The sequence below is a fragment of the Microbacterium sp. NPDC064584 genome (assembly GCF_040687315.1).
Lineage (GTDB): Bacteria > Actinomycetota > Actinomycetes > Actinomycetales > Microbacteriaceae > Microbacterium > Microbacterium lacus.
Map to the genome: position 1 here is coordinate 58567 of NZ_JBFBMZ010000012.1, position 14140 is coordinate 72706.

The following is a 14140-nucleotide window of genomic DNA, read 5'->3' on the forward strand; positions in this document are numbered from 1 at the left end:
CCCTCGGCGTTAGCGCAAGGGAACGTCAAGTTTTCCACCGGATCCCTCCGAGGGGGTTGTCAGGCGCCAGCCGACGAGTAGCGTCGGATGTGCACCGTGCAGCTCTGGGGGCTGCAGCAGGGCCCTCGTGAAACCCGAATTCACGAGGGTCCTGGGTGGGCGGGGGCCCACGTGTGTGCGCACTGACCTGGGGAGTCATTCATGACTGGTTTTGCCACAACGGGCGTCGACACGCGCCGGGCGAAGGCGACGGCATCCGGCCTGATCGTGCACGAATGGGTCGAGCGGTGGGGCGGCGCGGAGCGCGTGCTCGAGGCGATGGTCGACGCGTTCCCGGATGCCGGTGTGCGGGTCCTGTGGGACGACACGCGACTGCTCGACGGGCGCGACGTGCACGAGACCTGGATCTCGAAGACGCCGCTGCGCAACAACAAGGCGCTCGCGCTGCCGGCGATGATCCCGACCTGGCGGATGCCGATGGCCTCGACGCCCGAGTGGATGCTCGTGAGCTCGCATCTGTTCGCCCACCACGTGAAGGCGCCGGCCGGCACCAAGAAGTTCGTGTACGCCCACACGCCCGCCCGCTACATCTGGGAGCCCGAGCGCGACAACCGCGGCGCCTCCGGCTGGGCGCGCGCCGCGAGCGCCGTGCTGAAGCCGATCGACCGCCGCCGCGCCGCCGAAGCCACCTCGATCGCCGTGAACAGCAAGTTCACCGGCGAGCGCGTCGCCCGCGCCTGGGAGCAGGAGTCGCGGGTCATGTACCCGCCCGTCGACACCGAGACGATGGTCGCCACCACCGACTGGCGCCGCGATCTCACCGACGACGAGCAGCGCCAGCTCGACGCGCTGCCCTCGACGTTCCTGCTCGGCGCGTCGCGGATGGTCGACTACAAGCGCCTCGACCGGGTCATCCAGATCGGCGCGCAGGTCAAGGTGCCCGTCGTGATCGCCGGGACCGGACCCAGCCACGTCGCGCTCCGCTCCGCCGCCGCCGCCTCCGGCGGTGAGGTGACGTTCATCCTGGCGCCCTCCGACGCGATGCTGCGCGCACTGTACGCCCACGCGACCGCGTACGTCTTCCCGGCCGTGGAGGACTTCGGCATCATGCCCGTCGAGGCGATGGCCTGCGGAACCCCGATCATCGCGAACTCGGTCGGCGGCGTCCCTGAGACCGTCGAAGCCGTCGGCGGCGGCGTGACGTGCGAGATCGATCGCTGGAACGACTGGGACGAGATCCTCCACCAGGCGATCTCACTGGATCCCGCGCAGTTCCGCCCGCGCACCCACATGTTCTCGCGCTCCCGGTTCATCGCCGAGCTGCAGGACTGGGTCGGCGCCGGGGCTTAGCCCGCGCGGCCGGGGGTTTCGGACCCTGGCCCTCCGCCGAGGTGGTTGTTCTTTCGCCGAGCTGGTGGTTTGTGCACCGAGATGGTGGGTTTCCCGCCGAGATGGTGGGTTCCCTGCCGAGATGGTGGGTTCCCCGGCGAGATGGTGGGTTCCCCGCCGAGATGGTGGGTTCCCCGCCGAGATGGTGGGGCCATCTCGGCGGGAAGTGCACCACCTCGGCGCAAAGTGCACCACCTCGGCGCAAAGTGCACCACCTCGGCGGAGTTCGCGACGATGGATGCCGGCACCCCGCACGTGCGCGCTCACGCCGACCGAGCCCACGTGTCGGTACTCCCGCGCGAAGACTCACCGGTTCAGTGGGCGCGAAGCGCGACATCCGCTTGGAGATTCAGCGAAAACCGTCCACCGAGCGGCGCCTGACGCTTTCCCCGGTCTCGTTCGTCCGCTGTGCACGGCGAACCCGCACTCACGGGGCGCGAAGCGCGGCATCCGGCCCCGCGATCCAGCGAGACGGACGTCAGGCCGCGCGAGCCTTCGCCGGCGCCGAGACCGTCGCGGTCACCAGGATCGGCAGGTGATCGCTGCGGCCCTGCGGCAGCGTGCGCACCTTGTCGATCTGCAGCCCCACCGACGTCGCGAAGTCGTAGTGCCCGCGGAAGAACCGGTACCGCGTGTACGTCCGCGCATCGCTGAGGTTGAGCTCGTAACCGTGCTCGCGGACCTTCTGGCTCAGGTTCTCCTTGAAGACCGGATAGTTGTAGTCCCCGACCATGAGCACCGGCAACCCCTCGCCCAGTCGCTGCAGCTCGGTGAGAGCGGTCCGGATCTGGTGCCGTCGCAGCGAATTCAGCGCGGTCAGCGGAGCGGCGTGGAACGAGGCCACGATGAGCGCGCGGTTCGCGTCGATGTCGTGGAGTCTGACTCCCAGCATCCGCTCTTCAGCGGGCTTGAGCACCCGGTCGTGCATCGACTTCTTCAGCGCGAGCGCCCGCACCTCTTCGAGGCGGAACGTGTTCTCGCGGTAGTAGACCGCGAGTCCGAGCCGGTTGCGGGAGGTCGCGTCGGCCAGACGCAGATCGCCGATGGATGCCGGCATGTCGGTCGTGTCGAGCTCTTGCAGACAGAGCACATCGGGGGCGTGCCGGTCGACCAGGGCGCTCAGCTCTCCGACGGCGCGGTGCTTGCGCAGGTTGTACGAGATGACCTTCATAGCGACCCCAGCCTAGGACCGCCGGGTTTCGCCCGGGTGTCTTTCGCCGGATCCCTTGTCAACCTCCCAGGGTCCGGTTGGCACGTTGGCGACACCGTTCTGCGTTAGCGCCTGAGGTTTCGTAGGGCCATTGCAGGGATGTGGCGCCGTCACCGTGGCGCCGAGCGGGGCGTCCGTGCGGATGATCGGGCCTGTGGATAACTCGTACGAATCTTCGACGGAATGTCGGAGGCCCTTCCTAGTCTGTTCTCATGAGCAGGACCCTCGATCTCCTCCCCGCGGAGGTCGAGGCCGTGCGCGCGATCTGGCCGGACGACGAGGTCGAGACGCTGACGGATGCCGATCTCGTCGCCGCGAACGAGCGGTATTGCCGCATGCAGCGCATGCTCGCCGCCGATCAGGCCCGGTTCGCCGCCGAGATCGCTCGTCGTTCACGCCCTGAGCTGGGTCCCGAGAGCCTGGCGAAGACCCAGGGGTTCCGCAATCCGACAGCGCTGATCGCGGCGACGAGCGGCGGGTCCACCGGTGACGCCGCCCGCCTGGTCAAGGTGGGCGAGGCGATCGCTCCGCGGCAGCTGCTGTCGGGCGAACGCGCACCCGCCCGGCACCCGCACGTCGCCGAGGCGATGGCCCGCGCGACGATCACCGAACGAGCGGCTGCCGCGATCGTGGCACTTCTCGACCGCGTGGCGTTCCGCGCCGGGCTGGAGGCGATCGAGGTCGCCGAGAAGACGCTCGTCGAGCAAGCGCCCGGCCTCTCGATGGACCAGCTCGCCCGAGTGCTCGTCCGTGCCGAGGCGTGGCTCGACCCGGACGGGGTCGCGATCCGCGAAGACGAGAAACGCGGCGCCGAGCAGCTCACGATGCGTGAGGTCGACGGCATGTTCGAGTTCGCCGGCCGACTCACTCCGGAGCACGGCGCGCCGCTGAAGGTCGCGATCGAAGCGATGGTGTCGGCCGAGATGCGGGCGACGCGGGATGCCGCGCGGGACGGGACCGCCGACCCCGACGTCCCCCGCCGCTCCGTCGTGCAGATGCAGGCCGACGCGCTCGTGCGACTGTGCGAGCACGCGCTCGGGTGCGACCGCACCGACCTCCCGCTGCAGGGCGCCACTGTGGTGGTGCGTATCGACCACGAGAACCTGGTCAACGACACCGGGTTCGCCACGATCGACGGCATCACCGCCCCGATCTCGGTCGCCACCGCCCGCCGGATGGCCGCCGCCGGCGAGATCATCTCCTGCGTCCTCGACGGCAACGGGCAGATCCTCGACTGGGGCCGCACCCGACGGCTCTTCTCCCGCAACCAGCGCCTCGCCCTCCTCGAACGCGACGGCGGATGCGCGATGTGCGGCGTCCCACCCGGACAGGTCAAGGTCCATCACATCCGCTGGTGGGCCCGGGATGCCGGACTCACCGACCTCGCCAACGGCGTCTGTCTCTGCGAAAGCTGTCACCACCGCATCCACGACAATGGGTGGGAGATTCGGATCGACGGAATCGGCGTCCGCGCGAAAGTATGGTTCCTCCCCCCACCACACGTCGACCCCGCCCGCACCCCACGACTCGGCGGACGCGCCAGATACGACTACGCGGCATGACCGGCGCGGGGCACGAGGCGCGAGGGCGTGGATTCAAGGGGGCCCGGATTCAAGGGGGCGCGGATTCGAGGGCGCGGATACAAAGGGGCCCGGATTCGAGGGCGCCCGGACTCGAGGGCGCGACGTGACGGCGCGAAGCACCGGCGCGAAGCATCGGCGCCCGGATACGAGTCGACGGCGCGAACAGCATCGCCCCCGCGCACCGGTAGCGTGAGGGCGTGACCGACACGAGCGAAACCGGCGATACAACCGGCGAGCCCGCAGACGCCCCCGGCGAACGGGCAACCGCCACCACCACCGCCACGCCCGCAACCACCTCCGCCGAGGCGGCGGCCGCCCCCGCCGAGGCGGCAACCCCCGCACGGAAACCCACCTGGCGCCGCATCACCGGCAGCACGTGGTTCCACTTCGCCGCCGCCCTCGTGATCACCGGACTCATCCTGAGCTTCGTCGCGAAGCCGTACTGGGTGCCGTCCGGATCCATGGAGAACACCCTCCAGCCCGGCGACCGGGTCCTGGTCAACCGGCTCGCCTACACGGGAGCGAACCCCGGCACGGGCGACATCGTCGTCTTCGACGCCGGCGACGAATGGGACACCGAGGCGGTCCCCGAGACCAATCCTCTGAAGGCCGCACTGCGCTGGATCGGCGAGGTCACCGGCTTCGGACCCTCCAGCGCCCACACCCTCATCAAACGCGTGATCGGCACCCCCGGCCAGAGCGTCGCGTGTTGCACCGCCGACGGACAGCTCACGATCGACGACGAACCGCTCGCCGAACCCTACGTCTTCAACGACTACGCGTTCGAACCCGGCACCCTCGACTGCACCTCGACCCCGCGCTCGCAGCGATGCTTCGACGCCGTCGAGGTGCCCGCCGACTCCTACCTCATGCTCGGCGACAACCGCGCGAACTCGTCCGACTCCGCCGCATTCTGCCGGGGCGACGCCCCCGCCGGCGACTGCTGGCGCTGGGCGACCAGACAAGACCTCATCGGCAAGGCCGTCCTGCTGTTCTGGCCCTTCACGCGCTGGACCGGCCTCTGACCCGATGTACGAAAACGCGGGTCACGCCCTCCTCTCAGCATGACCACCCACGCCGAACCCGCCACCGCGCACGCCGAACCCACCACCGCGGCCGAAGACCTCACGGATGCCGCCCTCCGGCGGGCCGAGCACGACCTGCTCCGCGCCGAACTCGAGCACGAGCAGACGCGTCGCACGCTCACCGCACGATCGCAGTGACCGTCGCGAGGTGCGCGAGCACCTCTTCGCTGATCGACCCCAGCAGGAACCGCGCGATCGCTCCGCGCCCGTGCGAGCCCACGACGACGAGCCGCGCGTGCGCGCCGAGCCGGTTCAGCACGGCCGATGGATACCCCTGCTCCACGTGCCGGACGACCTGCAGGTCGGGGTAGTCCGAGCTCAGCCCCGCCACCGCGAGCGCCATGGCCTCCTCGGACAGGGCCTGCATGTTCGTCAGGTATTCCGGCGGATACACGCCCGGGTTGTGCGGCGTCACGATCGGCGACCACGCCGTGACCACCGTGAGCGGCTCACCGAGCCGATCCGCCTCCGCCTCCGCGAACGCGAGCGCGTGCTCGGACACTTCCGACCCGTCCACCCCGACCACGACTCCGGTGCGGCCGTCGAGATCGCGATCCGGCACGACGACCACCGGGCAGTGCGCCCCGGCCGCGATCCGCACGCCGTGCACGCCCCGCTCGTAGCCCGTGCCCGGCCCGCGGTCATCGCTCCCGATCACCAGGAGCGCGGCATCCGTCGACGCGTCCACCAGCCGCGCGACCGGGTTGCCCCGCTCCACCCGCACACGCACCGGGATGCCGCGCGCTGCGATCCGCTCCGCTTCGGCCTCGAGCACGGACTGCCGGGCGGCCATCGCGGCCTCGATCACAGCGTGCTCGCCGACCGCGCCGACGGCCCCGCCGATCACGGCCATCAGCTCGACGGACTGGTGGCGGTCGGCCGCGCGCTGCACGGCCCAGTCGATCGCGCGACGGGCGACGGGCGCCTCGGTGACGGCGACGAGGAGGGTGCTGGTCATGATGCTCCGATCTCTCGGATCCAGCCTCCCGCCGCATACCGCGCCTCGGTAGGGCCGAAGGACCCCCTACGGGCAGGGCTGCGCGATCGCCTTCACGAACGCCGCCGACTGGTACGCGTACTGCGACGCCCACGCCGAGAACGTCTCCGGTTCCCCGGCCGCGACCACCGCGACCCCGCCCGCGTGGCACTTGTCGAACAGATAGCGCGCCCGCGTCACGTGCGGCGTGCTCGTGATCACGATGACCGACTCCCCGGCATCCACGAGCTGCGTCTCGCCGCGCGTCGAATAGGGATCAGCCACCGCGCACGTGACCGATGCCTCGTCGCACATCGGGATGTCATCTGCCGTCTGCCCGCCCGACGGCTGCACCGACACCACGATCCGCTGCACGACACCGTCGTCGCGCAGCTGCGCGGCGAGCGCGAGCCGCTCCTCCATCGGTGGTCCGAGCACGAGTGCGACATCGCTCGGCGCGACATCGTCGACGGCGGGGAACACGTAGAGCGGAAGCCCCGCGAGGACGATCAGCCAGAGACCGCCGAGACCTGCGAGGATGCCGCTCCACGCATGCCGCATCATTCGCGGTCGCGGCGGTTGCGGGTCTGCTCCGCGCGCGCTCCGAGCAGTCCGTCGTCCGGGTAGCCCACCGCCGTCAGCGTGAGTCCCCGCGCCGCGAGGACCGCGAACTCGTTCGTCCGCTCGGCCTCGTCGCGGATCACCGCGAGGTGCTCGGCCCGCAGCCGCCCGAGCCCGACCGCGACGCACCCCCCGACGAGGGCCCGCACCATGCTGTGGCAGAACGCATCCGCCTTCACGTTCGCGACGAGCACGCCCTCCGCGTCGCGGTGCCAGTCGAACTCGAGCAGCGTCCGGATCGTCGTTCCCTCCTCGCGCGGCTTGCAGTACGCGGCGAAGTCGTGCAGGCCGATGAGCGAACGGGATGCCGCATCCATCGCCTCGGCGTCGAGGATCCCCCGCACGCGGGTCGTGCGATGACGCTCGAGCGGATCGTATCCGGCGGCGTCGTCGGCGATGCGATACGCGTAGCGGCGCCACACCGCGGAGAACCGGGCGTCGAAGCCGTCCGGCGCGACGGCGGTGCGGTGGACCGTGACATCCGCGTATCCGCCGAGCACGCCGCGCACACGCGCCGCGAGCCGGGTCGCCCCCGTCGGATCCTCGGGGGCAGCGCTTCGCCCGCCGCGCAGCCGCGCGGCCTGCTCGTCGTCGAGATCGACGTGCGCCACCTGGCCGGAGGCGTGCACGCCGGCATCCGTCCGCCCCGCGACGACGAGGCGGGGCGTACCACCGAGGATCCGCGCGAGCGCTTCCTCGAGCGTGCCCTGCACCGTCCGGAGCCCTGGCTGCAGAGCCCATCCGCGGAAGTGCGTGCCGTCGTACGCGATGTCGAGGCGGACCCGCAGCCGCTCCGCCGTGACGGGGGTGCTCACAGCGTCTCGACGAGCCGGGATGCCGTCAGATCGGCCACGAAGGCCTCCACCTGCGCGGGCACCTCGTCGGCGGCATCCGCCCCGGCGAGCTCGAGCGTGCGTGCGATCAGCTGCGTGAGGGCCACCGGCTCCTCCAACCACTCCCAGATGAGCGCCGCCGAGCCCGTGAGCGCCGCCGGCTGCGCGAGCGTCTGGTCCTCTTCGGGGCTCAGCGCGAGGGCGACGATCCGCTCACCGCTGTCCACCCAGGCGACATCCTCGCGGCGCGCGAGCCGCGGTTCGTCCGAGGTGAGCAGCCCGGCATCCATGAGCTGGCCGACCGCCATCAGCACGGCGGGGCCCGCGTCGACGCCGTCCGGCTCGCCGTACGCGTCGACCGCAGCCGCCACGAGCGCCGCGAGCGTCGCGTGATCGGCCGCGCGCCAGACGGCGGGCGCGATCCCGCCCAGAACCGTCACATGTCCCTGCTCATGGACGATCGTGAGCACGGCGATCCGGTCCGGATCGGTGAGCGCGACCTCGTCCTCGGCGACGGCGCGTGAAAATCTGGGGAGATTCGGGCCTTCCGGACCCTCCTGCACCCCGGAAACGTCGGAATCACCCCGGGCTTTCACGCCCGGCTCCGGAACCACGATCGGCCCAGCCTCCTGCGCGAGCGCGGGGATGAGCGCCGGCAGCGTCGCGGCCTCCCGATACCGCACGATCCGGATGCCGCCGGTCGCCTCCGCAAGGCCCGCGATGAAGCGCAGCCCGGCGGTCTGATGGTGCAGGAAGCTCGTCTGCGACACGAGATCCTCGAGCGCGTCGCCGAGATCGGCGACCTCGACCTCCGGCTCCTCCGGATGCTCGGGGTCGCGGTCCAGCAGCACGATCGCCGCGACGCGGAGATCGGCATCCGGCAGCGGTTTGAGCCCCACCGCCGACGGCGCGAGCTGGGTCTTCGGCGCCGCCGGGTCCTCGATGACCGACAGCGGCTTGCGGTAGGGCCACACCCGCCCGTCGGCGTCGATCGCGATCGTCTCGTCCGAGACGTACCCGTACACCGCACCGAGCGCGCGGGACGCGGTGGTCTTCCCCCGCCCGGACGGACCCACGAGCACCACGACCTGCCCGTCCGGCGTCGCGACCCCCGCCGCGTGCAGCATCCACGCGCGTCCGCGCGCCGCCTCGATCGCGGCGAGCGTCACCTGCTGCGACAGCGCCGAGAGCATGTCCACCCGATCCGCGATCAGCGGCGTGATCGTCTGCACCGGCTGCGCGCCGTCGGGGGCGGGCGCGTCGGCCCACGCCTCCCGCACCGCATCGGCATCCTCGGGCGACAGGGCACTCAGGTCGATCGCGATGCACGAGCCGACGGCGTCGACCAGGAGGGTTGCAGGCACACCCGAAGCCTATGCCGACCGGCGCCCGACTACCCATCGTGCGACCGCGCACGATAGCCTGGCCCGACGTGCACCCGGTCCTGGGGGAGCGGTGCACCGATGGACGAACGACACGCGCGGCACCCGAAGCCGCGTCCTCGCCGACTCGTCGCGCGTCCATCCGGGGGTCCGGAGTCTGCCATCACCACGTCCACGCACACACCCGCGCGCGCCGCGCGCGCGGGTGCCGAGGCATCCGGTGTGATCGTCCACGAGTGGGTTGAGCGCTGGGGCGGCGCGGAGCGCGTGCTCGAGGCGATGAGCGAGGCGTTCCCGTCCGCCGAGGTGCGCGTGCTGTGGAACGATGCGCCCGATCTGCTCGACCGCCCGGTCGGCGAGTCCTGGCTCGCCCGCACGCCGCTGCGGCGCAGCAAGCCGCTCGCACTGCCGGCGATGCTGCCGACCTGGCGGATGCCGCTGCCGGGCGACCCGGACTGGGTCCTGGTCAGCTCGCACCTGTTCGCCCACCACGTGCGCACCCCCACCGACACCGTGAAGTTCGTCTACGCGCACACGCCCGCCCGGTACATCTGGGAGCCCGACCGCGACGGGCGCGGCAGCGGACCCGCGGCCCGCGCGGCGAGCGCGCTGCTCAAGCCGATCGACCGCCGCCGCGCCGCCGAAGCCTCGCACATCGCGGTCAACAGCGCATTCACCGCGGCGCGCGTCGAGACCGCGTGGCAGCAGCCGTCGACCGTGATCCACCCGCCGGTGGACACCGAGACGCTCACCTCGACCACGGACTGGCTCACAGCGCTGACGGATGCCGAGCGCCGGCTCGTTGAGACCCTGCCCGCCGACTTCCTCCTCGGCGCGTCGAGGTTCGTGCCGTACAAGCGCCTGGACCGGGTGATCGCCGCGGGCGAGGCCACCGGACTGCCCGTCGTGATCGCCGGTCAGGGGCCGGACGAAGCCGCGCTCCGCGCCCGCGCGGCGTCTGGGCGGGTCGACGTCACGTTCGTGATCGCCCCCTCGGACGCACTCGTCCGCGCCCTGTACGCCCGCGCACTCGCGTTCGTCTTCCCCGCCGTCGAGGACTTCGGCATCATGCCGGTCGAGGCGATGGCGGTGGGCACGCCGGTGATCGGGCACAGCGCCGGCGGCGTGCACGAGAGCATCTCGCTCGTCGGCGGCGGCGTCACCGCGGATCTGCATCGCGGCACCGACTGGCTGACCCTCGTCGAACGGGCGACGGCCCTGGACCCGCGCGCGTTCCGTCCCCGCACCCTCGTGTTCTCTCGCGCGCGCTTCATCTCCGAACTCCAGTCCTGGGTCTCCGCCGGCCTCCCCTGACCCCCCTGCCGCTCGCGAGAGGGCACTTTTGTAGGGCAACACGCCGCGCGGACCCTACATATCTGCCCTCTCGCGGGAACGCAGGGGACGTCAGCCGAAGACGTTCCGACCGGGCGCGAGCCGCTCCCCCGCGGCATCCATCGCGCTGCGGGCCAGCCGCACGCGGTTCTCGCTCTCGCGCACGATCTCGCGCGCGAGCACCGGGTGCGCCCGGACGACGTCATCGAGCGCCCGCACCGGGATCGCGACGACCTCGAGCTCGCTGAGCGCGATCGCACGCGAGATCGTCTCGGTCCGGGTCAGCGCCGTGAGCCCGACCGCGTCGTGCCGTCCGAGCTCGGTCACCTGGATGAACCCCGCGTCGCTCGGGATGCCGAGCATCACGCGCCCGGCGAGGATGAACCGCGTGGCCATCGGGATCATCCCGGGCCGAAGGATCACCTCGCCCTGGCAGTACCGCTCGAGCCGCGCGGTACTGGCGAGCGCTTCGGCCTCCGCGGGACGCAGGCTCAGGATCGGCGCGATCTCGTGCAGCGCGTCCTGCAGTCTGCTCGCCGAGTTCCACTCGTCGGTCAGGTCGCCGTCCAGGTGCAACCCCGCCCGCCGCGCGGCGTACCAGAGCCGGGTCGCGAACGCGTCGAGCACGCCGCCGTGATCGCCCGGTGAGGTCAGCGGGATCGAGACCCGGTAACGCGCGCCGTCGAGTGTCGTGACGGCCGGCTCGCGGTCGGGCGACACGAGCGGGATGTCGCGGGCGACCTCCACCAGCAGCGCCCGCACCCGCGCGGGCGGGTCGTCGGTCGCGAACGTGTACTCCGCCGACGCGGCGTACGGCTCGGGGCTGCGCGACAGGTTCGTGAACGACCCTTCGGCGAGCTCTGCGGTCGGCATCACGAGGATGCCGTTGCCGGTGTCCAGGTGCACGGCCCGCCAGTTCACCTCGATGATCTGCCCGCGCGTCCCACCGGTCTCCAGCCAGTCGCCGATCTGGAACGGGGCCTCGAAGATGAGGAACAGTCCGGACACGATCGACCCGACCGCGTTCTGCAGCGCGAGTCCGACGATGATCGACGTGATGCCCAGCGCCGCGAAGACGCCCGCGACATCGGCATCCCACACCCACCAGAACAGCAGCGCGATGCCGACCACGATGAAGACGAAGCGGATGAGGTCGCTGAAGATCGACGGGAACCGGTCGCGCCACGACCCCTTCTCCCCGCGGTGGAAGACGAGGTGGTTGATCGCGTTGATCGTGACGACGATCACGAGCAGCCCGAAGATCGTCCAGATGACCTTGGGCCATGTGCCCTCGCCCTCCCAGGCGCCGGGCTGGCTCAGCAGCACCAGGACACCGGCGACCGGCACGAGGTAATTGCGGACCATGAGCACGATCGGCGCGGCGCGAGACCCCCGCCGCGCCATCGCGTTGTGCATCTCGGTGAGCGCGATGAGCACGAGCGGGAGTCCGACCGAGACGATCACCGCCGGCCAGAACCACGGCTGCGACACGATGTCGGCCATCACGACGCCTCCGGCACCGGCACGTTCGACTCCACCCGCCACACCCGCTGCGTCCCGCTCTGCGTCGACACGTCACCGGCCGGCGTGATCGGGACGGTGTCCGGGATGCGGTCCGCGACGCGCTGCGTGATGTAGATGCCCGGCTCATCGGAGTCGCCCTGCACCCGGAACGCCAGGTTCACGGCATCCCCCCACATGTCGTAGACGACCCGCGCGCGACCGATCAGTCCGCTCGTGACCCGGCCCGAGTCCAACCCCGCGCGCAGGTCGAGCTTCACGCCCTGCTGCGCGGAATACCGCTCGAGGATCGTGTCGAGCTCGATCGCGAACTCCACCGCGCGGCGGGCGTTGTCCACGCGCGGGGTGCCCAGGCCGCAGCTCGCGAGATAGCTCTGCCGGGTCGTGCGCACCCGCTCGACCCCGAACCGCTCGGCAGCCTCGTCGAACGTGCGGATCAGGTCGTTAAGCTTCGCGACCGCCTCCTCGGACGTCATCGACAGCGCCATCTCCTCGAAGCCGACGATGTCGGCGAAGATGACCGTGACGTCCTCGTTCTCCTGCGTGATCGCCTCGTCGCCGTGCTTGTAGCGGTCGGCCATCCCCTCCGGCATGAACGACAGGATGAGCCGCTCGTTCGCCTTCTCCTGCTCTTCGATCAGGTTCGACTTCACCTGCAGGCTCCGGCTCATGTCGTTGAACGCGCTCGCGACATCGGCCAGTTCGTCGGAGGATCCGGCCTCCACCTGCACGCCCTCCTCGCCCGCGGCGATCCGCCGGGCGGCGGTCTTCAGCCGCCGCAGCGGCCGGACGAACACCTGCGCGAGCACGAGCGAGAGCAGGCACACGAAGATGATCATCCCGGCCGTGGAGAGGATCAGATTGCGGGTGAAGTCCTCGACCGGCACCAGGGCTTCGGCCGAGGACTCCTGCGCGACGATCACCCAGTTGAGCCCGCCGACGTTCAGCGGAGCGAACGCCGTCAGCGAGTCCCGGCCCAGGTAGCTTCTCTCGAGCATCGTGCCGCTGTCACCGGCGAGCGCGGCGGTCACGGCGGCGCCGCTCACGATCTGCTGCAGCAGGGTGTTGCCGTTCTGCACGCTGAGCTCGGCCGCGGTCGGCGAGAGCCCGGCCGACACGGCGGCGTCGGCGTACCCGTCGGGGTCGTCGATCAGCTGCCGCGAGATCGACCGCATGAGCCCGTCGCGCCCCACAAGGTAGGTCTCGCCGGTCTGCCCGAGCCCGTTGATGCGCCACTCGCCGTCCGCGGTCATGACCTCGTTGATCCGGTCGATCGGCAGCTCGATCGCCAGAGCGCCCTTCACCTCGCCGTCCACCGCGATCGGCGTCACGGCCCACCCGGCGGGGTTGCCGAGGCTCGGGCTGTAGGCGGCGAAGTCGGCGATCACGACTTCGCCGACGATGTTGCGGCTCATCGACTCGCGGTACGCGACGGCGAGGTTCGAGAGCCGGTACGGCCCGTCGAGCAGGTTCGTGCCGAGGTCGACGCCCTTGAACGCGCTGTAGACCACGTCGCCGTCGGTGTCGATCATCAGGACGTCCTCGAAGTCCTGCAGCTGCGTCATCGCGCGGAAGTAGTCGTGGTACTTCGCGTGCGCGGCCGACCAGGTGCTCCCGTCGCCCGCGTCATCCGTGAGGATCGCCTCTTCCCAGCTGTCGTACGGCACGACGTACTTCGCCTGCAGGTACTTCGCCGCCGGGGACCTGGGGGCGAACGCGGCCCCCTCCACCTCTTCACCGGTCGCTGCCGACAGATCGGCGGCGAACGTGTCACGGTAATAGGTCGCCAGGGCCGCGGCATCCGCCGAGTCGACGCTCGTCTGCTGCAGCTCGTCGAACCCGGCCGTGAAATCGACGATCGCCCGCGTGCTCGTCTCGTTCATCGCACCGAGCCGCACGGCGTTCTCGATCGTCGTGAACAGCTGGGTGACCTCGCGCGCGCGGCTCTCGCGGATCTCGACGAGCTTCTCGTACGCGATCGCCCGCAGCGCCTCGGTGCCGTTGATGTAGCCGATGATGCCGACGACGATGCTGGAGAGGACGCTGACCGACAGCAGCATGATGAGCAGGATGCTGTAGATCGACAGACCGCCGCGGCGACGGGCGCGCGGAGTGCCGACCCATTCCCCTGCCATACACGCCCCCCGGTGTGCGCGGATACTCCCAGGCCCGCGCGCAAAACCCCCGGCGCGAGGTGGGCCCAGGATA

General features: G+C 70.9%; 12 protein-coding genes. 5 read left to right on the top strand and 7 right to left on the bottom strand.

The window, feature by feature from the left end; translation table 11 throughout:
• The first annotated feature begins 201 nt into the window (after positions 1-201).
• Entirely contained in the window at positions 202-1350 is a 1149-nt protein-coding gene (locus tag AB0P18_RS15475) for a glycosyltransferase (protein ID WP_363360777.1), read from the top strand.
• Between the two features lie 517 nt (positions 1351-1867).
• Here AB0P18_RS15475 and AB0P18_RS15480 read toward each other — a convergent pair.
• Positions 1868-2560, bottom strand: coding sequence for an endonuclease/exonuclease/phosphatase family protein (locus AB0P18_RS15480; protein WP_363360778.1), 693 nt, complete (start codon positions 2558-2560; stop codon positions 1868-1870).
• A gap of 251 nt (positions 2561-2811) precedes the next feature.
• Between AB0P18_RS15480 and AB0P18_RS15485 the strand changes: the two genes are divergently transcribed.
• The 3 genes from AB0P18_RS15485 (at position 2812) to AB0P18_RS15495 (ending at position 5405) form a co-directional block, all read left to right on the top strand.
• Positions 2812-4161 (top strand): DUF222 domain-containing protein, encoded by a 1350-nt coding sequence (locus tag AB0P18_RS15485; RefSeq protein WP_363360779.1) that lies wholly within the window; start codon positions 2812-2814, stop codon positions 4159-4161.
• Positions 4162-4379: 218 nt separating this feature from the next.
• The gene (lepB, locus tag AB0P18_RS15490; RefSeq protein WP_363360780.1) at positions 4380-5207 is read left to right on the top strand and encodes a signal peptidase I; all 828 of its coding nucleotides are present in this window, start codon (positions 4380-4382) and stop codon (positions 5205-5207) included.
• A 39-nt stretch (positions 5208-5246) separates the two neighbouring features.
• Entirely contained in the window at positions 5247-5405 is a 159-nt protein-coding gene (locus AB0P18_RS15495; RefSeq protein WP_363360781.1) for a hypothetical protein, read from the top strand.
• Here the strand turns inward: AB0P18_RS15495 and AB0P18_RS15500 are convergent.
• The 4 genes from AB0P18_RS15500 to AB0P18_RS15515 all read right to left on the bottom strand — a co-directional run bounded on the left by AB0P18_RS15500 (position 5386) and on the right by AB0P18_RS15515 (position 9061).
• Positions 5386-6225 carry a universal stress protein gene (locus AB0P18_RS15500; RefSeq protein WP_363360782.1) on the bottom strand — a complete coding sequence of 280 codons (840 nt, stop codon included), beginning with the start codon at positions 6223-6225 and terminating at the stop codon, positions 5386-5388. The two genes, AB0P18_RS15495 and AB0P18_RS15500, sit on opposite strands and share 20 nt — an antisense overlap.
• Before the next feature lie 66 nt (positions 6226-6291).
• Entirely contained in the window at positions 6292-6807 is a 516-nt protein-coding gene (locus tag AB0P18_RS15505) for a YdcF family protein (RefSeq protein WP_363360783.1), read from the bottom strand.
• Positions 6804-7652, bottom strand: coding sequence for a tRNA pseudouridine synthase A (locus tag AB0P18_RS15510; RefSeq protein ID WP_363360796.1), 849 nt, complete (start codon positions 7650-7652; stop codon positions 6804-6806). The genes AB0P18_RS15505 and AB0P18_RS15510 overlap by 4 nt, the downstream gene beginning before the upstream one ends.
• A gap of 23 nt (positions 7653-7675) precedes the next feature.
• A complete protein-coding gene (locus AB0P18_RS15515) occupies positions 7676-9061 on the bottom strand; it encodes a hypothetical protein (RefSeq protein WP_363360784.1) in 1386 nt (461 codons plus the stop codon).
• A 240-nt stretch (positions 9062-9301) separates the two neighbouring features.
• On the opposite strand from AB0P18_RS15515, the gene AB0P18_RS15520 reads away from it, so the two are divergent.
• On the top strand, positions 9302-10393 hold the full coding sequence (locus tag AB0P18_RS15520; protein WP_363360785.1) for a glycosyltransferase: 1092 nt from the start codon (positions 9302-9304) through the stop codon (positions 10391-10393).
• Positions 10394-10483: 90 nt separating this feature from the next.
• Here AB0P18_RS15520 and AB0P18_RS15525 read toward each other — a convergent pair whose 3' ends face one another.
• Together AB0P18_RS15525 and AB0P18_RS15530 are read right to left on the bottom strand one after the other, a co-directional pair.
• Positions 10484-11914 (bottom strand): mechanosensitive ion channel domain-containing protein, encoded by a 1431-nt coding sequence (locus tag AB0P18_RS15525; RefSeq protein ID WP_363360786.1) that lies wholly within the window; start codon positions 11912-11914, stop codon positions 10484-10486.
• Positions 11914-14067, bottom strand: coding sequence for an adenylate/guanylate cyclase domain-containing protein (locus AB0P18_RS15530; RefSeq protein WP_363360787.1), 2154 nt, complete (start codon positions 14065-14067; stop codon positions 11914-11916). The genes AB0P18_RS15525 and AB0P18_RS15530 overlap by 1 nt, the downstream gene beginning before the upstream one ends.
• Positions 14068-14140: the final 73 nt, after the last annotated feature.

Excerpts from the sequence above, each read along its gene's own strand:
- AB0P18_RS15475 (WP_363360777.1), top strand. The coding sequence starts at position 202 with ATGACTGGTTTTGCCACAACGGGCGTCGACACGCGCCGGGCGAAGGCG.
- AB0P18_RS15480 (WP_363360778.1), bottom strand. The coding sequence starts at position 2,560 with ATGAAGGTCATCTCGTACAACCTGCGCAAGCACCGCGCCGTCGGAGAG.
- AB0P18_RS15485 (WP_363360779.1), top strand. The coding sequence starts at position 2,812 with ATGAGCAGGACCCTCGATCTCCTCCCCGCGGAGGTCGAGGCCGTGCGC.
- AB0P18_RS15495 (WP_363360781.1), top strand. The coding sequence starts at position 5,247 with ATGACCACCCACGCCGAACCCGCCACCGCGCACGCCGAACCCACCACC.
- AB0P18_RS15500 (WP_363360782.1), bottom strand. The coding sequence starts at position 6,225 with ATGACCAGCACCCTCCTCGTCGCCGTCACCGAGGCGCCCGTCGCCCGT.
- AB0P18_RS15505 (WP_363360783.1), bottom strand. The coding sequence starts at position 6,807 with ATGATGCGGCATGCGTGGAGCGGCATCCTCGCAGGTCTCGGCGGTCTC.
- AB0P18_RS15525 (WP_363360786.1), bottom strand. The coding sequence starts at position 11,914 with ATGGCCGACATCGTGTCGCAGCCGTGGTTCTGGCCGGCGGTGATCGTC.
- AB0P18_RS15530 (WP_363360787.1), bottom strand. The coding sequence starts at position 14,067 with ATGGCAGGGGAATGGGTCGGCACTCCGCGCGCCCGTCGCCGCGGCGGT.